20 protein-coding genes and 1 other annotated feature are annotated in these 18613 nt (G+C 35.4%); of the genes, 19 read left to right on the forward strand and 1 reads right to left on the reverse strand.

Features of this window, described 5'->3' with window-relative positions; all coding sequences use genetic code 11:
- The first annotated feature begins 92 nt into the window (after window positions 1-92).
- The 17 genes from polA to COD11_RS01890 all read left to right on the forward strand — a co-directional run bounded on the left by polA (window position 93) and on the right by COD11_RS01890 (window position 16378).
- On the forward strand, window positions 93-2720 hold the full coding sequence (polA, locus tag COD11_RS01810) for a DNA polymerase I (protein ID WP_098795042.1): 2628 nt from the start codon (window positions 93-95) through the stop codon (window positions 2718-2720).
- A 124-nt stretch (window positions 2721-2844) separates the two neighbouring features.
- Complete coding sequence (gene mutM / locus COD11_RS01815; RefSeq protein ID WP_098795043.1) at window positions 2845-3669, forward strand: DNA-formamidopyrimidine glycosylase; 825 nt, start codon at window positions 2845-2847, stop codon at window positions 3667-3669.
- Between the two features lie 172 nt (window positions 3670-3841).
- On the forward strand, window positions 3842-4483 hold the full coding sequence (ytaF, locus tag COD11_RS01820) for a sporulation membrane protein YtaF (RefSeq protein WP_098795044.1): 642 nt from the start codon (window positions 3842-3844) through the stop codon (window positions 4481-4483).
- A gap of 19 nt (window positions 4484-4502) precedes the next feature.
- Window positions 4503-5096 carry a dephospho-CoA kinase gene (coaE, locus tag COD11_RS01825; protein WP_098795045.1) on the forward strand — a complete coding sequence of 198 codons (594 nt, stop codon included), beginning with the start codon at window positions 4503-4505 and terminating at the stop codon, window positions 5094-5096.
- Between the two features lie 166 nt (window positions 5097-5262).
- Window positions 5263-6282, forward strand: a complete 1020-nt coding sequence (locus COD11_RS01830; protein ID WP_098795046.1) for a glyceraldehyde-3-phosphate dehydrogenase — start codon at window positions 5263-5265, stop codon at window positions 6280-6282.
- Between the two features lie 276 nt (window positions 6283-6558).
- Window positions 6559-6939, forward strand: coding sequence for an adenosylmethionine decarboxylase (gene speD, locus COD11_RS01835; RefSeq protein ID WP_098795047.1), 381 nt, complete (start codon window positions 6559-6561; stop codon window positions 6937-6939).
- A gap of 127 nt (window positions 6940-7066) precedes the next feature.
- Entirely contained in the window at window positions 7067-7465 is a 399-nt protein-coding gene (locus COD11_RS01840) for a cytosolic protein (protein WP_098795048.1), read from the forward strand.
- A 64-nt stretch (window positions 7466-7529) separates the two neighbouring features.
- Window positions 7530-7988, forward strand: a complete 459-nt coding sequence (gene nrdR / locus COD11_RS01845; protein ID WP_098795049.1) for a transcriptional regulator NrdR — start codon at window positions 7530-7532, stop codon at window positions 7986-7988.
- A 96-nt stretch (window positions 7989-8084) separates the two neighbouring features.
- A complete protein-coding gene (locus tag COD11_RS01850) occupies window positions 8085-9551 on the forward strand; it encodes a replication initiation and membrane attachment family protein (protein ID WP_098795050.1) in 1467 nt (488 codons plus the stop codon).
- Between the two features lie 18 nt (window positions 9552-9569).
- Window positions 9570-10508: a primosomal protein DnaI gene (dnaI, locus tag COD11_RS01855; RefSeq protein WP_098795051.1), complete on the forward strand. Its 939-nt coding sequence runs from the start codon at window positions 9570-9572 to the stop codon at window positions 10506-10508.
- Window positions 10509-10638: 130 nt separating this feature from the next.
- On the forward strand, window positions 10639-11457 hold the full coding sequence (ytxC, locus tag COD11_RS01860; protein ID WP_098795052.1) for a putative sporulation protein YtxC: 819 nt from the start codon (window positions 10639-10641) through the stop codon (window positions 11455-11457).
- A 425-nt stretch (window positions 11458-11882) separates the two neighbouring features.
- A complete protein-coding gene (thrS, locus tag COD11_RS01865) occupies window positions 11883-13823 on the forward strand; it encodes a threonine--tRNA ligase (RefSeq protein ID WP_098795053.1) in 1941 nt (646 codons plus the stop codon).
- A gap of 193 nt (window positions 13824-14016) precedes the next feature.
- Window positions 14017-14138: a sequence feature (ribosomal protein L20 leader region), on the forward strand.
- A gap of 82 nt (window positions 14139-14220) precedes the next feature.
- Window positions 14221-14742: a translation initiation factor IF-3 gene (infC, locus tag COD11_RS01870; protein WP_162987575.1), complete on the forward strand. Its 522-nt coding sequence runs from the start codon at window positions 14221-14223 to the stop codon at window positions 14740-14742.
- Between the two features lie 21 nt (window positions 14743-14763).
- A complete protein-coding gene (gene rpmI, locus COD11_RS01875) occupies window positions 14764-14964 on the forward strand; it encodes a 50S ribosomal protein L35 (RefSeq protein ID WP_098795055.1) in 201 nt (66 codons plus the stop codon).
- Window positions 14965-14995: 31 nt separating this feature from the next.
- The gene (gene rplT / locus COD11_RS01880; RefSeq protein ID WP_098795056.1) at window positions 14996-15355 is read left to right on the forward strand and encodes a 50S ribosomal protein L20; all 360 of its coding nucleotides are present in this window, start codon (window positions 14996-14998) and stop codon (window positions 15353-15355) included.
- A gap of 100 nt (window positions 15356-15455) precedes the next feature.
- Window positions 15456-15725, forward strand: coding sequence for a DUF1294 domain-containing protein (locus tag COD11_RS01885; protein WP_121663026.1), 270 nt, complete (start codon window positions 15456-15458; stop codon window positions 15723-15725).
- 59 nt (window positions 15726-15784) lie between these two features.
- Window positions 15785-16378, forward strand: a complete 594-nt coding sequence (locus COD11_RS01890) for a TVP38/TMEM64 family protein (protein ID WP_176550944.1) — start codon at window positions 15785-15787, stop codon at window positions 16376-16378.
- Between the two features lie 40 nt (window positions 16379-16418).
- Here COD11_RS01890 and COD11_RS01895 read toward each other — a convergent pair whose 3' ends face one another.
- On the reverse strand, window positions 16419-16811 hold the full coding sequence (locus COD11_RS01895; RefSeq protein WP_162987574.1) for a sigma-w pathway protein ysdB: 393 nt from the start codon (window positions 16809-16811) through the stop codon (window positions 16419-16421).
- A 121-nt stretch (window positions 16812-16932) separates the two neighbouring features.
- Here COD11_RS01895 and COD11_RS01900 point away from each other — a divergent pair, with 121 nt between their 5' ends.
- Together COD11_RS01900 and COD11_RS01905 are read left to right on the forward strand one after the other, a co-directional pair.
- Complete coding sequence (locus tag COD11_RS01900; RefSeq protein ID WP_098795060.1) at window positions 16933-17424, forward strand: dUTP diphosphatase; 492 nt, start codon at window positions 16933-16935, stop codon at window positions 17422-17424.
- Window positions 17425-17496: 72 nt separating this feature from the next.
- Window positions 17497-18582, forward strand: coding sequence for a M42 family metallopeptidase (locus tag COD11_RS01905; RefSeq protein WP_098795061.1), 1086 nt, complete (start codon window positions 17497-17499; stop codon window positions 18580-18582).
- Window positions 18583-18613: the final 31 nt, after the last annotated feature.

The following is an 18613-nucleotide window of genomic DNA, read 5'->3' on the forward strand; positions in this document are numbered from 1 at the left end:
AATTAGAAATCAATAGACCAGTAAAAGAGAGCTTTAGACATAAAATGTTGAACAAGAGCTTGTTCAACAATGAATACAGGAGGCTGTAAAAGTTGACGAAAAAAATAGTATTAATTGATGGGAATAGTATTGCCTATCGGGCTTTCTTTGCCCTACCATTATTAAATAACGACAAAGGTGTACATACGAACGCAATCTATGGATTTACCATGATTTTAATGAAAATACTAGAAGATGAGAAGCCATCTCATATGCTTGTGGCTTTCGATGCAGGTAAAACAACATTTAGACATAAAACATTCCAAGAATACAAAGGCGGAAGACAAAAAACTCCTCCTGAGCTATCAGAGCAATTTCCGTTTATTCGAGAACTATTAGATGCTTATCAAATCTCAAGGTATGAACTGGAAAACTATGAAGCAGACGATATTATCGGAACTCTTTCCAAACAGGCTGAACAGGATGGTTATGAAGTTAAGGTTATTTCAGGGGACAAAGATTTAACTCAATTAGTTACAGATAAAATAACAGTTGATATTACAAAAAAAGGGATAACAGATGTAGATTCCTATACGCCTGACTTTGTGATGGAAAAGTATGGATTAACTCCTGAGCAAATTATTGATATGAAAGGTCTTATGGGAGATACGTCTGATAATATTCCTGGTGTACCGGGAGTAGGAGAAAAAACAGCAATAAAACTGTTAAGTGAGTTTAAAACATTAGAGAGTGTATTAGATTCAATTGAGAAAGTAAGCGGGAAAAAATTAAAGGAAAAGCTTGAAGAAAATCGCGAGCAGGCTTTAATGAGTAAAAAGCTTGCAACGATTGACTGTGAAGCACCCTTAGCGATCACATTGGATGAAGTGCAATATGAAGGATTCGATGCTAGTAAAGTAAAGGAAATCTTTAAGGAGCTAGGCTTTAATTCTTTGTTAGAAAAGATGGGTGAAGATGTAGCTGAGGAAGAAGTGTACGAGGATATCAGCTTTGAAAACGTAACAGAGCTTACCTCAGATGTACTGACAGATGAAGCAGCACTGTATGTAGAAATACTAGAGGATAGTTATCACCAGGCAGATATAAGTGGCGTTTCAATTATAAATAAAAATGGTCATTATTATGTATCAGCTGAACTTGCTCTTAACTCTGATTTATTTAAGGAATGGGCTGCAGACGAAACCAAACGTAAAACAGTTTATGATGGTAAAAAAACAACAGTTGGCTTAAGTTGGAAAGGAATCTCTTTAAAAGGGATTGACTTTGATATTTTAATTGCGGCTTATTTATTGAATCCTTCGGCAACATTTGATGACGTGGCTAGTGTAGCTAAAGCACATGGGATATCGATTGTACAAGCTGATGAGGCTGTTTATGGAAAAGGTGCAAAACGTTCTATTCCTGGTGAAGAGACTCTTAGTGAGCACCTTGTTCGTAAAGGATTAGCGATCTTTGATTTAAAAGAAAGGTTAATTGAACAACTCGAACAAAATGATCAGTCATCTCTATTGTATGATTTAGAATTACCTTTATCTCTTATTCTTGCGCAAATGGAAGCAGAGGGAATAGCTGTTGATGTGGACCGTTTAAAAGAGATGGGTGAACATTTAGCAGAACAATTAAACACTCTTGAAAAAAATATCTATGAGCATGCTGGTGAATCATTTAATATTAATTCACCAAAGCAACTTGGTGTTATTTTATTTGAGAAGCTTCAGCTGCCAGTTGTGAAAAAGACGAAGACAGGTTATTCAACTTCAGCGGATGTATTAGAAAAGCTTGAGGATAAGCATGAAATCGTAAAGGATATCTTGCATTATCGTCAGTTAGGTAAATTGCAATCAACCTATATTGAAGGGTTATTAAAAGTTGTTCATAAAGACACACATAAAATTCATACTCGTTTTAACCAGGTGCTAACAACAACAGGAAGACTTAGCTCAATCGATCCTAACTTACAAAACATACCGATTCGATTAGAAGAAGGACGTAAGATTCGTCAAGCTTTTGTACCTTCTCATAAAGATTGGGTCATTTTTGCGGCTGACTATTCACAAATTGAATTAAGGGTATTAGCGCATATCGCAAATGATCAAAATTTAGTTGAAGCCTTCCAGAATGATTTAGACATTCATACGAAAACAGCTATGGATGTGTTTCATGTTGAAGAAGATGAAGTGACTTCAAATATGAGAAGACAAGCAAAGGCTGTTAACTTTGGCATTGTATACGGAATCAGTGATTTTGGGCTTTCTCAAAGTTTGGGGATTACTCGTAAAGAAGCCGGTGAATTTATAAAGCGCTATTTAGAATCCTTTGTTGGAGTACAGGACTATATGGATGATATTGTAGCTGATGCAAGAGAGAAGGGTTATGTTAAAACATTGCTTCATCGAAGAAGGTATATTCCTGAAATCACGAGCAGAAACTTTAATCTTCGTAGTTTTGCTGAACGAACTGCTATGAACACTCCAATTCAAGGAAGTGCAGCCGATATTATCAAAAAAGCGATGATTGATATGGCTGCAAGATTAAAGCAAGAAAAGCTGCAAACAAAGCTGTTATTACAGGTGCATGATGAATTGATTTTTGAAGCACCTAGGGAAGAAGTCCCTATCTTAGAAAAAATTGTTCCAGAAGTAATGGAAAATGCGGTTGAGTTAAAAGTGCCGCTTAAGGTGGACTATTCTTATGGAGATTCTTGGTATGATGCAAAATAACATAGAATGTAAGGGGGCTTGATTGGCCCCTTTGTTTTTATACTATAGGAATAACTAATGCTTTCGCCATTAGAACTAGGTGATAAGCTAAGTTCTAATGTAAAAAGGATGTGGATAATTAACAATGCCTGAATTACCAGAGGTTGAAACGGTACGACGAACGTTGCTTCAGTTAGTGAAAGGGAAAACAATAGACGGAGTCAATATCCATTGGCCTAAAATCATTAAAAAGCCAGAAGAGCCTGAACAATTTAGAGATGCAATAATTGGTCAAACAATTCATGATGTTAAGCGCAGAGGCAAATTCTTAAAATTTATACTTGATGATTTTGTTCTTGTTTCTCATTTGCGAATGGAAGGAAGATATGGTTTATATCAACCACATGAGGAATTTGATCATCATACACATGTTATTTTCACGTTTACAGATCAAACGGAGTTAAGATATCGGGATGTTCGAAAGTTCGGGACTATGCATTTATTTAAGAAGGGAGAAGAAGAACGTACACTTCCACTTTCTCAATTAGGTCCAGAGCCATTTTCTGAAGAATTCACGGTGGACTATCTCCGAGGTCGTCTAGCAAAAACTGAACGGAAAATTAAAACGGCTTTGTTAGATCAATCAGTTGTTGTTGGACTTGGGAATATATATGTAGATGAAGCTCTTTTTAGATCAGGTATTAAACCAGATCGTATAGCCAGTAAATTAACAAAAGCGGAATATAAGATTTTACATGAGCAAATCATTGAAACCCTTGAAGAAGCAGTTGCTCAAGGAGGCAGTACTGTTCGCTCTTATGTAAATACACAAGGTGAAATCGGTATGTTTCAGCTTCAATTATACGTTTATGGCAGAACAAATGAGCCATGTAAAACATGTGGAAAAACATTAACTAAAACAGTTGTGAGCGGACGTGGAACTCATTTTTGTGAGCAATGTCAAAAATAGTATGAAGAGAAAAGGCAAAAAACATAAAAATGTTTTTGCCTTTTTTATTTATAAAGAAACCATATAAATCATAAAGTAATCCATACTTAAAAAAATAAAGCGACCTTCTTTAACATTCTCTAGGCGTTCATCATACACTATCTTAGCAATTAGAAGGAAGGAGCTAGGCAATATGTTTCAATATACATCACTCTTGTTATTAGCGATCGCAGTTAGTTTGGATAGCTTTTCAGTTGGATTTACTTATGGGATGCGAAAAATGAGGATACCAATCAAATCAATATTAATTATTGCGTGTTGTTCTGCTGCCACAATGCTTGGAGCGATGTTTCTTGGTGAGCTATTAACAAAAATCTTTCCAGTTGTCGTAACTGAAAAGCTTGGTGGTATTATTTTAGTGTTTATTGGCGCATGGGTTTTGTACCAATTTTTCCGTCCTGCAAAAGAAGAAACTTCAGATGAAGAAGAAACGGAAAAAATGTTAATTAATTTTGAGATCAAAACATTTGGAATTGTCATCAATATACTTAGAAAACCTATGACGGCAGATATTGATAAATCTGGTACGATTACAGGTGTTGAAGCATTGTTACTTGGGCTGGCATTATCACTGGATGCCTTCGGAGCAGGCATTGGCGCTGCATTATTAGGTTATTCTCCTATTGTAATGAGTTTACTAGTAGCGTGTATGAGCTCGTTATTTGTATCAATTGGGATTAAATCAGGACATATTTTCTCTAAATTTGCGTGGATGGACAAATTTTCTTGCCTACCGGGTATTATTCTCATTATGATAGGGATATGGAAACTTTAGACAATGGAGGCTTATCATAGTGACAGTAGTTATTGGTCTAACGGGTGGAATTGCAAGTGGAAAAAGTACAGTTTCAAATATGTTGAAAAACCTGGGAATCCGCGTTGTAGATGCAGACCAGATTTCTAGGGAAGTGGTTGAGGTTGGAAAGCCAGCTTATCAACAAATACTTTCTTTTTTTGGTGATGAAATATTGCATCAAGATAAAACCATAAATCGAGAAAAGCTTGGTTCCATTATTTTTGGTGACCATTCCAAAAGAGAGCAATTAAACAAAATAGTACATCCCGCAGTTAGAAAAGAAATGCTAAACGGAGTTGAAGAAGAAAAAGCTAGAAATTCAAAGGCAGTAGTGCTTGATATACCATTGCTTTTTGAAAGTAAATTAACTTATATGGTTGATAAAACCATTCTTGTGTATGTGAATGAGGAAACACAGCTTAAACGTCTTATGGAGAGAAATGGATATACAGAGGAAGAAGCCAAAATGAGAATCGAGTCACAGCTTCCATTACACACTAAAAAAGATCTCTCCGATGAAATTATTGATAATAATGGCACAATTGAACAGACAGAAAAGCAGTTACATGAAATTTTAAAGAAATTAATTTAACGAGGAGGAGACTTTTATAGTCTCTTTTTTTATTTCTCTAATCTCAATCAAAAGTCTGTTTTAAGAAAATGATACATTTTATTAACACATCTTTTGATTAAATGTGTTATACTAATTGTATAAAAATAATTAAAAGTATAACATATAAATGAGAGGGGAAACGATGATGAGAGCCAATATTGCAATAAATGGGTTTGGTCGAATTGGGAGAATGGTTTTTAGGTATGCAATGATGGAAGATATGAATATTAAAGCAATCAATGCAAGTTATCCAGCTGATACTCTTGCTCATTTAATAAAATATGACACAACACACGGGAAATTTCAGGGAGAAGTAATTGCCCATGAAGATCATTTACTTGTAAATGGTCAAAAGGTGTTATTAATCAATGAACGTGACCCCGAGAAGCTTCCTTGGGATGTTTTAGGGATCGATATTGTAATTGAGGCAACAGGGAAGTTTAATAGCAGGGAAAAGGCAATGCTCCATGTTAAGGCGGGAGCAAAGAAGGTTATCTTAACTGCACCTGGTAAAAATGAAGATATTACGATTGTGATGGGAGTTAACGAAAATCAGTTTGATGCAAATCAACATGAAATTATTTCAAATGCCTCGTGTACAACAAATTGTCTTGCTCCGGTCATTAAGGTGATAGATGAATCTTTCCATATAAAAAATGGTTTAATGACAACCGTACATGCTTATACAAATGACCAGAAAAACATTGATAACCCGCATAAGGATTTGAGAAGGGCTAGAGCTTGTGGGCAATCCATTATCCCGACAACAACAGGTGCAGCAAAGGCACTAGAGCTTGTTCTCCCAAACATGAAAGGCAAGTTACATGGTATGGCTTTACGAGTCCCAACACCAAATGTTTCATTAGTTGACCTTGTAGTTGATGTAGAAAAACCAGTAACTATAGAGGAAGTTAATCGAGCATTCCAATTTGCTTCAAGAGGCTCTTTAAAAGGGATTCTAGACTTCACGACTGAGCCGTTAGTATCAATTGACTTCAATACAAATCCACATTCAGCCATCATTGACGGTTTATCAACAATGGTAATGGAAAATCATAAAATAAAAGTTTTAGCTTGGTATGACAATGAATGGGGTTATTCATGCCGTGTTGCCGATTTAACAAAATTAGTAGCAAATAGTATGACTCATTTATTAGAGGTTTAAAAAAGTTTTTTGGATAATAAAGTTCCCGACGGTTAAAGTAATAAATGTATGACCGCATGTTTGATTAACCCTTTAACTAATTTTTTTCAAAAAGTGTGTTGCAAAACAAATACAAACAAAGTATACTATTTTTCGTGAACTTCTTATCAAAGCCAAGGTGTTACGGCTACTTAAAGGGTTAGGACCTCTCTGGACTAACTTTCCCCCGTGGTAGTTACACATACCATTAAGCGAAGAATTCATGTATAAAAAATAGTTAAAGGGGGATCCATGAATATGGAAACAATGGGTAGACACGTAATCTCTGAATTATGGGGTTGCGATTTTGATAAGTTAAATGACATGGATTACATTGAAAAAACATTTGTAAATGCAGCATTAAAATCAGGCGCGGAAATTAGAGAGGTTGCTTTTCACAAATTTGCTCCTCAAGGAGTAAGTGGTGTGGTTATTATCTCTGAATCACATTTGACAATTCACAGCTTTCCAGAGCATGGTTATGCTAGTATCGATGTTTACACTTGCGGTGACTTAAATCCGAACATTGCTGCAGATCATATTGCAGAATCTTTAGGAGCACAAACTCGTGAAAACATTGAGATCCCTAGAGGTATGGGACCGGTACAAGTAAAGCAAGCTCAAGCAAAAGCTCTTTAAAACGTAAAGAGGTGCGGATTAATTGATCTGCACCTCTTTTTATTATCGACAAATTTCAGTATGATAGTAGTAGAATAAATTTCGATACATAAAGTGAAAATTAATAAGAAAAAAGGGGAATATGACAATGAGTTTTGTGAATAAATTAAAAGATATTTTTAGTACCCATCAAGAAACACGGGAAAATCACCATAATCCAGATTTAAAAAGTCATTATTATAAAACCACAAATAAAAAAGCATTACAATCTGTAAAAGAATTAATTGAACAAACACCAGGAATGACTGTTACATCTGTTTCAGAAGAACGTGGAGAAATGAGCGTAAACGTTGATCGTCCTAGAAAAGCTTTTCTTATTGTAACGGTTATTTCTGTGCGTCCTTTTGAGACAGCAGTTGATTTTACAGCAACCACGACAACTGTCCTCCCGACAGATTTTGGATACAGTAAGAAATTAATTACTGAACTTTACAAAAAGCTCGACCAAAAAGAATCGTTTGTTGGAACTGGGAAAACTAAGAAATAAATGTAAAATAGAGTGATGAAATGTCAACAACTTAAAATTTTGACGTTTGATTGGAGCTGGTCATATGAAATGTCCTTCGTGTCAACATAATGGGACAAGAGTGTTAGACTCACGACCTGTAGATGAAGGAAAATCAATTCGACGCCGACGTGAATGTGAAGAATGTCAATATCGATTTACTACATTTGAAAAGGTTGAGGAATTTCCATTAATTGTCGTGAAAAAGGAAGGGACTAGAGAAGAGTTTAGCCGGGAGAAAATTTTAAGAGGTCTTATTAAAGCGTGTGAAAAAAGACCGGTTCCCCTACAAAAGCTTGAGGACGTAGTTCATGATATTGAGAAGGAACTGAGAAATCAAGGCGTCTCTGAAGTTAACAGTGAATTTGTAGGTGAAATGGTCATGGACAGGCTTGCGAGAATTGATGAAGTTGCTTATGTAAGGTTTGCATCTGTTTATCGCCAGTTTAAAGATATTAATGTGTTTATTGAAGAGTTAACCGATTTAATTAAGAAAGTAAGATAGAATCGAAAGAGCTTTTGAAGAGGTGTTCTCTCAAGCTCTTTTTTCAGTGAAGGAACTTTTTCGCGTTTAATATATTGTAATGAAAGGTTGAAGGGGATGGAACAGCATTGGAAGGAATTGCTTGCTATTGACCGTTATTCAGTAAAGAGCAACTCAATTCTACAAGACATGGATAGAAAAATAATAACATTGCTTTATCAACCATTGATTGGGTCAAAATGTTTCAGTTTATTTATGACTCTTTGGGGAGAGTTGGAGCAGAATCGCATGTGGAGCGAAGAAACAACGCATCATAGTTTAATGACGATTATGCAAAGTAACTTGCGTGACATTTATCAAGAACGTCTTAAATTAGAAGGTCTTGGTCTATTAAAAACGTTTGTAACCGAAGAAGACGGTGTTAAGAAGTATGTATACGAGCTACAAGCACCAGTAAGACCGGCAGAGTTTTTTCAAGACGGGGTATTAAATGTTTATCTTTATAATCGGGTAGGCAAAAATAAATTTTTGCAGTTAAAACATTTTTTCTCAGATGAACAAAAAAGTGAAGGCATGAAGGACATTACCAAGTCTTTTAATGATGTTTTTGACTCTGTTCGTTCCGCTGAAATGGCTGGAAGAATGAATGAAGAAACGATAAATGATTTGTCACTAGAAAAAAATCGAGAGTTTGTTAGTACAGAAAGTAGATCTAAATTAGAGATTTCTGATTCTGCTTTTGATTTTGATTTATTCTTAGCAGGACTTTCTGATGCTCTCATCCCACATAAATCTATAACATCCATAGTGAAGGATGTAATAAAGAAGCTCTCTTACCTGTACGGCATTAATGCTATTGATATGAAAAATGTTGTGATGGCAAGTATTGATCAGGACGAAAACATTGATATTGAATTGCTTAGAAAATCTGCACGTGATTGGTATCAATTTCAGCATGGAGACGAATTACCTGGTTTAGTAGATAAAGTACAGCCACCATTATTACGAGGGAAGCAAGATCAGAAACAATTAACAAAGGAAGAAGAGCTAATCTTTCAACTAGAAAGAATATCGCCAAAACAATTTTTGATGGATGTGTCAGGTGGAGTTACCCCTTCTGTTGGTGATTTGCAAATTATTGAAGAAGTGATGCTTCAACAAAGACTCGAGCCTGGAGTTGTGAATGTATTAATTTATTATGTTATGTTAAAGACGGATATGAAGCTTACGAGGGCTTATGTTCAAAAAATTGCGAGTCATTGGACAAGGAAACAAGTGAAAACTGTAAAAGATGCAATGGACTTAGCTAAACAAGAGCACCGTCAATATCAACAATGGGCAGAAGAAAAGACAACAAAGAAGAAAACGGAGAATAATAAGAAAGCACCAATTCGTAAAGAAATGCTACCAGCATGGTTAAGTGAAGAAACAACGAATGATCATAAAGATCAGCAAGAATTAAAACAGCAAGAAAAAGATGACGATAAAACATCAAGCGTGGATCTTGAACAATTTGAGTTAGAGAAAAAGAAATTATTTGATCGGATAAGAAAATATAAGGATAATAAAAATAACGAGACATAATGAGAGGAGGGGGAATAAATGGAACATTTAAGCAATTCCTTTAAAAAATTAACAAATAGATCAGACTTTAATGATCGCTATAATGATTTGAAAAAAGAAGTATTAAACAATCCCGATGTACAAGCTTTTATAACGAAACATTCGACTGAAATAGAAGAGGGTATGATTAATAGAAGCTTGGTTAAGCTTTATGAATTTGTCAATCAAAGCAAAAATTGCAAAAACTGTCCTTCATTATCACAGTGTAAAAATATTTTAGAAGGCTATCATCCACACTTAGTAATTCAGGGGCGTATTATTGACCTTCAATATACAAAATGCCCAACAAAGGAAGCAACTGATGAACGTAAGAAACACGAGGCTCTTATTAAAAGCATGTATATTCCAAAGGATATCCTCGAGGCTCAATTTGATAAAATTGATGTGGATGTAGAGGAAACAAGCAGATTGAAAGTGATCGGGATGGCTCAAGATTTTGTGGAAGCATATAACAGTGGGCAACGTACAAAAGGTTTATATTTATATGGATCTTTTGGAGTCGGTAAGACCTATATTTTAGGTGCAATTGCAAATGAACTAGCTTCACATAAAGTATCGTCTATGCTTGTTTATGTTCCGGAATTTATGAGAGAGCTAAAAGGATCGTTTCAAAATTCATCATTGGATGAAAAGCTTGATGCTGTTAAGAAAATTCCTGTTCTTATGCTCGATGATTTAGGAGCTGAATCAGTATCAAGCTGGATGAGAGATGAGATATTAGGAACAATCTTACAATATCGTATGCTTGAAAACCTTCCTACTTTTATCTCATCAAACTTTGGTCTTAAAGAACTTCAGCATCACCTTGCATATTCTCAACGTGGAGAAGAAGAACCTGTTAAAGCTGCAAGAATTATGGAACGAATCAAACATATGACAATTCCAGTAGAACTGGTCGGTCGAAATCGCAGAGGCTGAGTGGAGGTAGAAAAGAGATTGAGATACATCAATCTCTTTTCTTTTATATTATCGAACCAATTCTTTACTTCTAAAATGTATGTTCCCCCCATATATATGAATCGAGGTGCTGCAAATAGGGGGGACAAACATGCTCGAGATATTATTTGGGTCTCCGAAAGAGGCAAGAGCAATCTATTCGATCTTTCACTCGATTCACGATAAATTTCATTCAGAACTTCAATTAGTTAATAATCAGTCCATAAAACTCCATCCAAAATCATGGGATATTACAGTAAAACAACTAGTTATACCAGGTTTAATTCAATTTATTATCAACCATAAAGAGCATCTTATTATGTTAAAAATGATAAAAGAAAATTACTATTTTAGTGAGGAAGAGGAACAGCAACAGATTATACATATTGCACAGTCTATTATGGAAGGCCAAAGGGAAGAAATTCCAAGGGTTCAGGAAATATCTTCCAGAGAGCAAATGATTAGTGATGCACTTGAACAATTTCTTCGTCCTGACTTATATTTTTCATTTTCATCTTTTCAAAAATTTCGTCTTCACAAATATATAGATAGTTTAAGAGAATATGTAGAAATTGCGATTGAAGAATATAAAATGGAACAAGAATATCAGAGTTTTGTTCAAAGTTTAAGAGATTACTTGGCAAAAAAAGAAAGTAAACTATCTAAGCTTCAAATTGTATTTGATCAAGAATGTTTGGTTTATGACGAGGACAAACAATTAATGACTGAAAATCAACTAAATAAATTTATTGATAAAGATTTCGTTTATCAACATCCGATGTATATTGATAAGCAATTGTTGGCACCACTTGTATCAATTGCACCGGATTGGCTTTTGCTTTATACAAATAACTCATTTGAAGGTATGGTTCAGACCATTCAAAATATCTTTGAGGAACGGGTGACAATATATCCACTGGAAAATTTTTAAGGTTCTCTACATATGTTTAATTGAAATCCTTTCTTGATTTTAAAGATGAAACATTTTATAATACGAGGTAATTGAAAAATTATCTGTAATGATAAGGACACGAGTTTGTTTTTACGGTTCCCAGAGAGGGAAGGAATTGCTGAAACCTTCCTAATACGATTAACGAACTTACCACCTTTAAACTTCAGTTGTGAAAGGATGCTGTGTGCATCTAATTAATAGCTGACGGTCTCCCGTTATCGAGTTTAAGCCATGTCTATTTGTTATGTATGTTTTTAGATAGATATTGGGAACAAGGGTGGAACCACGGTCCATTGATAAGTTATCTAACTCGTCCCTTTTTAGGGACGGGTTTTATTTATTTTTAAGGCAATTTTAACCGGCCTATTTTAAAGAAATTATAACATTATATGAGGTGAACAAGGATGTCAGACGTTATAAAAATTGCGTTTCCAGACGGAGCTGTAAAGGAGTTTGCAAAAGGTACCACAACAGAAGACATTGCGGCATCCATTAGCCCTGGTTTAAAAAAGAAGTCACTTGCAGGGAAAATTGATGGTCAATTGGTCGACTTACGTACACCAATTGAAGAAGATGGTGCAATTGAAATTGTTACACAAGATAGTGCTGAAGCATTAGAGATTATGAGACACTCGACTGCCCATTTAATGGCTCAGGCTATTAAGCGTTTGTATAAAGATCAGTCAGTAAAGCTGGGAATTGGACCAGTTATTGACAATGGTTTTTATTATGACATTGATATGGAGCAAGCTATTACTCCTGAGGATCTACCGGCAATTGAAAAGGAAATGAAAAAGATTGTAAATGAGAACCTTGACATTGTACGTGTAGAAGTAAGCCGTGAGGAAGCGAAACGCCGTTATGAAGAAATTCAAGATCCATTAAAGCTTGAGTTACTTGAAGCAATTCCTGAAGGAGAGGCAGTTTCATTTTACGAGCAAGGTGAATTTTTTGACCTATGTCGTGGAATACACCTTCCTTCAACGGGTAAAATTAAAGAATTTAAATTATTAAGTGTTGCTGGAGCTTACTGGCGTGGGGACAGTAATAACAAAATGTTACAACGAATCTATGGAACAGCTTTCTTTAAAAAAGCTGACTTAGATGAACATCTTCGATTATTAGAGGAAGCTAAAGAGCGTGACCACCGTAAATTAGGAAAAGAGCTTGGATTATTTACTTCTTCTCAAAAAGTTGGACAAGGTTTACCTCTATGGTTACCAAAAGGTGCAACAATTCGTCGTATTGTTGAGCGCTACATTGTTGATAAAGAAGAGCGCTTAGGCTACCAGCACGTGTATACACCTGCTTTAGGGAGTGTTGAGCTTTACAAGACATCTGGACACTGGGAGCACTACCAAGAGGACATGTTCCCTAAAATGGAGATGGATAATGAAGATTTAGTTCTTCGCCCAATGAACTGTCCACACCATATGATGATTTATAAAAATGACATTCACAGCTACCGCGAACTACCAATTCGTATTGCTGAGCTTGGATTAATGCATCGTTATGAAATGTCAGGAGCACTAACTGGTTTACAGCGTGTTCGTGGAATGACGTTGAATGATGCTCATATCTTTGTACGACCTGATCAAATTAAAGATGAATTCATTCGTGTTGTACGTTTAGTTGAAGCTGTTTACAAAGACTTTGGAATTGAAAAATATTCATTCCGATTATCTTATCGTGATCCGGAAGATAAAGAAAAGTACTTTGACGATGATAACATGTGGGAAAAAGCACAAGGCATGTTAAAAGATGCAATGGATGAATTAGGTCATGATTATTATGAAGCAGAGGGAGAAGCGGCATTCTATGGTCCGAAGCTTGATGTACAAGTAAGAACAGCTCTAGGCAAAGATGAAACTCTTTCAACTGTTCAATTAGACTTCTTACTTCCTGAGCGTTTTGATTTAACATACGTTGGTGAAGATGGAAAACAACATCGACCTGTTGTTATTCACCGTGGTGTTGTTTCAACAATGGAGCGTTTTGTTGCATTCTTAATTGAAGAATACAAAGGAGCATTCCCAACATGGCTTGCACCTGTTCAGGTTCAAGTCATTCCAGTATCACCAGCCGTTCATCTTGACTATGCTAAGCAAGTTCAAGAGCAACTACAAGAAGCTGGACTTCGTGTAGAGCTAGACGCTCGTGATGAGAAGTTAGGATATAAAATCCGTGAATCTCAAATCCAAAAAATACCGTATATGCTTGTAATTGGAGATAATGAGATTGCTGAGAAAGCTGTTAACGTTCGTAAATATGGTGAACAAAAATCAGAAACTGTGCCATTCGAACAATTCTTAGAACAGATTAAGCAAGAAGTAAAAAGATCATAATGTAAAAAAACAGTAGAGGCATATAACTCTACTGTTTTTTCATACATTAACTAATTAAAAAAGGTATTGCATGAATGAAATCGTTCTGTTAGAATAACATATGTTGTTAAAACGTTGTTAAAACATACAATACTTACTTGCAACAAACTAGTAATGGTGTTATAATTTTCAAGGTAATTGAATAGTCTTTTATATATACAAGTAGAAGCACCCGCTTCTCACCTGATTGACACATCCGTTTGTAGTTGGCAGGTTGCGATGATAGATGATAACAATCGTAGTGTGGGTGTTTTGCGTCCACGCTTTTTTATTTTTCCTGAAAAATAAAAGAACCGTGACCTACAAAATCGGATTTAAAAATCACTATTCAGTTTTTAAAAAACCTTGGAGGTGGCTAATTATTAGCAAAGATATGATGGTAAATGACGGAATTCGCGCACGTGAGGTTCGTCTAATCGGTGCCAACGGAGATCAGCTTGGAATTAAATCTCGCCAAGAGGCTTTAGAAATTGCAACAAGAGCTAATCTAGATTTAGTTTTAGTAGCTCCTAATGCGAAGCCTCCTGTATGCCGCATCATGGATTACGGTAAATTTCGTTTTGAACAGCAAAAGAAAGAAAAAGAAGCACGTAAAAATCAAAAGATTATCAATCTTAAAGAGGTTCGCCTGAGCCCAACAATTGATGAGCATGACTTTAACACAAAGCTTCGAAATGCACGTAAATTCCTTGAAAAAGGCGATAAAGTAAAAGCTTCTATCCGCTTCAAAGGCCGTGCAATTACTCATAAAGGAATCGGTCAAAAGGTGCTTGATCGTTTCTCTGCAGAATGTGCTGATTTAAGTACGATTGAATCACATCCAAAAATGGACGGTCGTAGCATGTTCTTAGTTTTAGCACCGAAAAATGAAAAGCAATAATCCCTTAAGGAGGAATACCTTATGCCAAAAATGAAAACTCACCGTGGAGCTGCTAAGCGTTTCAAGAAAACAGGCTCTGGTAAACTTAAACGTTCACATGCTTACACAAGTCACTTATTCGCTAACAAATCTACAAAAGCTAAACGTAAATTACGTAAATCAACTGTAGTAAGCAAAGGCGATTTCAAACGTATTCGTCATTTATTAGACAATCTTAAATAATCGGACCATCGTAATATAGGAGGGAATTTACATGCCAAGAGTAAAAGGCGGTATCGTTTCACGTAAACGTCGTAAAAAAGTATTAAAATTAGCTAAAGGTTATTTCGGTTCTAAACATAGATTATACAAAGTTGCAAACCAACAAGTAATGAAATCATGGATGTATGCTTACCGTGATCGTCGTCAAAAGAAACGTGATTTCCGTAAGTTATGGATCACTCGTATCAATGCAGCTGCTCGTGTAAATGGTCTTTCTTACAGCCGTTTAATGCACGGATTAAAGCTTGCTGGTATCGAAGTTAACCGCAAAATGCTTGCTGACTTAGCTGTTGTTGATGAAAAAGCATTTGCTCAATTAGCAGACGCTGCTAAAGCACAGCTTAACAAATAATTGTACGGGAAAGAGCTGACTCTTAAATGAGTTAGCTCTTTTTTCATAGAATCGGATACTCTGAATAAAGAATAAGTATATGAAAATAAAGGAGAAAAACATGACCTATCTAATTGGTTTTTATTTAATAATAAATCTTATTGGTTTTACGATAATGGGCATGGATAAAAATCGAGCTAAAAAAGGAGAATGGAGAATAAAGGAGTCAACGCTTTGGCTTGTTGCTGCTATTGGAGGGGCGTTAGGTAGCTATTTAGCTATGAGGAATTTCCGACATAAAACAAAGCATTCTTCATTTAAATATGGGCTGCCCATTTTAACCTTGGTACATATCGGTCTTTTTGTTTATTTATCTGTACAATTAGCATAAACTCATAAACCTTCTCGTAAAATGGAAACAAACACTACAAACTCTCTAGAATGGCAAACATGAAAGTGGTGATGAAGATTCAACTCGCAACCTCCACTGTATTAACAGCTATTGAAACAACTGGATTTTTTGCGCCCTTGGTCTTTATATTGTTTCATATTATTAGGCAGTTTCTTCTTGTTCCTGTAGCGGTAGTATGTTTAGCAGGTGGGATCTTATTTGGTACACTTTTTGGATCGGTCTATTCTGTCATTGGACTAACATGTGCTAGTATTACATTTTATTTTTTCTCCAAACTCTTTCCGATTTTTATTAATCGATTTGTTAAGATGAAAGAGAAATGGTTGGGAGCTTATACAAACTTATCAATTATGCAAATTATCATTTTAAGAATTATTCCTTTTGTAAACTTTTCTCTGATTTCTTTGTGTATTTTAGACCGAACAAAAACATTTCGTCGTTATACGAAGGTATCGTTTTTAACACATATACCGTCAACTCTTTGTTTTACTTGTTTAGGTGCTTCCATTCAAACCCTATCACCATTATTAATCGTTGGCATTGTTATGATGTTACTAGCAATGATTTATTTTTTTAGAGAAAAACAGGCCTTTATTAAATGGAGCGATTTTTTTGTGAAGGAAAAAGCATAAAAGCTTGAGAAAAGTCCTCTCAAGCTTTTTTGTATTTGGATCAACTTTCACGTTTCTTAATTAACAGTTCCTTAATAGGGCTTTTCCAATCAACCTTAGAAAATGGATAACGTTTTTTTACTTCTTCCTCAATATAAGTAAAATCATCCAATGTTAGCCCTTGTAAGCTGCTAGTTGATTTGGTCCATATAAAGACTGACACGACCTCAAAAGCGTTAGTTGTTGTTCCTAGATATTTTTCTCCTTCAAATAATGCTCCTTTATAGGTGAGAAGGAAGTTTTTTCTTACATTTTCTTTATCATCTAAAAAATAAAATTGCTTTTGCTCATGAGCTAATTCAAGCTTTCGTTTCGGGTTAAATAAATATTTAAAACCTGAATAAAGCAGAAATAGGATGATAATGATTAAAAGTAATCGTAAAATTATCACAATCATTTGCTAACCCCTCCTCAGGGTAATTTTCCTTATATACGAATAAAGGGAGAAAAGGTTCCAAGTTTCTCTCAATTTGTTATAATTTTTTTGAAGTAATTATTTTATGGGGGATAAGTTCATGAACTTTTCAATATTATTTAACATGCAGCAAGAATTAGACAGCAAAATAGAAGCTCAGCATCAACTACAAAGTGAAAATTTAATTGAGCGAAAGGTTTTAGCATTATTAGTTGAAGTCGGAGAGCTAGCTAATGAAACAAGATGCTTTAAATTTTGGAGTTTAAAGCCACCTGCATCAACTTCCGTTATATTAGAAGAATATGTAGATGGGATCCATTTTATCCTGTCATTGGGATTAGAGATTAAAGCAAATACGTTAATGGACTTAAAAGAGGTACAAGCGGATTCAACAACCATAACTGAACAATTTTTAAAGGTATATGAAACAATACAAGATTTTAAAAAAGATCAATCTCCCTCAACCTATAAAGACATGTTTGAGGAATATTTGCTGCTTGGAAAATTGTTAGGTTTTTCATCAAAACAAGTGGAAGAAGCATATATTTCAAAAAATGAAGTGAATCATCAAAGACAGGAGCAAGGTTACTAAACCGTGTTATTTTCTTTCGACTAAATACTTGTTGTATAATGAATTTGATTGTTAATTGAAGGAGGCAACATAATGACAAAGCTAGATGAAACATTAACAATGCTAAAAGATTTAACAGATGCAAAAGGCATACCTGGAAACGAGCGTGAAGTTCGTGATGTGATGAAAAAATACATAACTCAATATTCAGATGAAGTGACAACAGATCATTTAGGAAGCTTAATTGCTAGAAAGGTTGGACAAGAAAACGGCCCTAAGATTATGATTGCGGGCCACTTAGATGAAGTAGGCTTTATGGTGACTCAGATTGATGACAAAGGCTTTCTTCGTTTCCAAACAGTTGGTGGATGGTGGTCACAGGTAATGCTTGCACAACGTGTGACGATTGTGACAAGTAAAGGTGATGTAACTGGAATTATCGGCTCTAAGCCTCCACATATCCTACCTCCTGAGGCTCGTAAAAAACCGGTCGAGATTAAAGATATGTTTATTGATATTGGTGCAACAAGTCGTGAGGAAGCTTTAGAATTTGGTGTGAAACCAGGTGACCAGGTTGTTCCTTATTTTGAATTTACAGTGATGAAAAACGAGAAGTTTCTTCTTGCGAAAGCTTGGGACAACCGAATTGGCTGTGCGATTGCAATCGATGTATTGAAGAATTTAAAAGGAACGGATCATCCAAACGTAGTATATGGTGTTGGGACTGTTCAAGAAGAGGTTGGTTTACGTGGAGCAAGAACTTCTGCTAACATGATTGAGCCTGATATTGCTTTCGGTGTTGACGTAGGTATTGCTGGAGATACTCCGGGTATATCAGATAAGGAAGCGGCAAGTAAAATGGGTGAAGGTCCACAAATTATTCTTTATGATGCTTCAATGGTATCTCATAAAGGCTTGCGTGATTTAGTAACAGATACAGCCGATGAATTGAGTATTCCATATCAATTTGATGCGATTGCCGGTGGCGGTACTGATTCAGGTGCGATTCATATCTCGGCAAACGGGGTACCTGCGTTATCTATTACAATCGCTACTCGCTACATTCACTCACATGCAGCAATGCTTCATCGTGATGACTATGAAAATGCCGTGAAATTAATTACTGAAGTTGTAAAGAAATTAGATCGTGACACAGTAAACAAAATTACATTTGATTAAAAATAAGAAATGAGGGTGACTCAAAAGGTTG

Origin of the sequence: Bacillus sp. AFS040349 (genome assembly GCF_002577655.1) — a bacterium.
Lineage (GTDB): Bacteria > Bacillota > Bacilli > Bacillales > Bacillaceae > Metabacillus.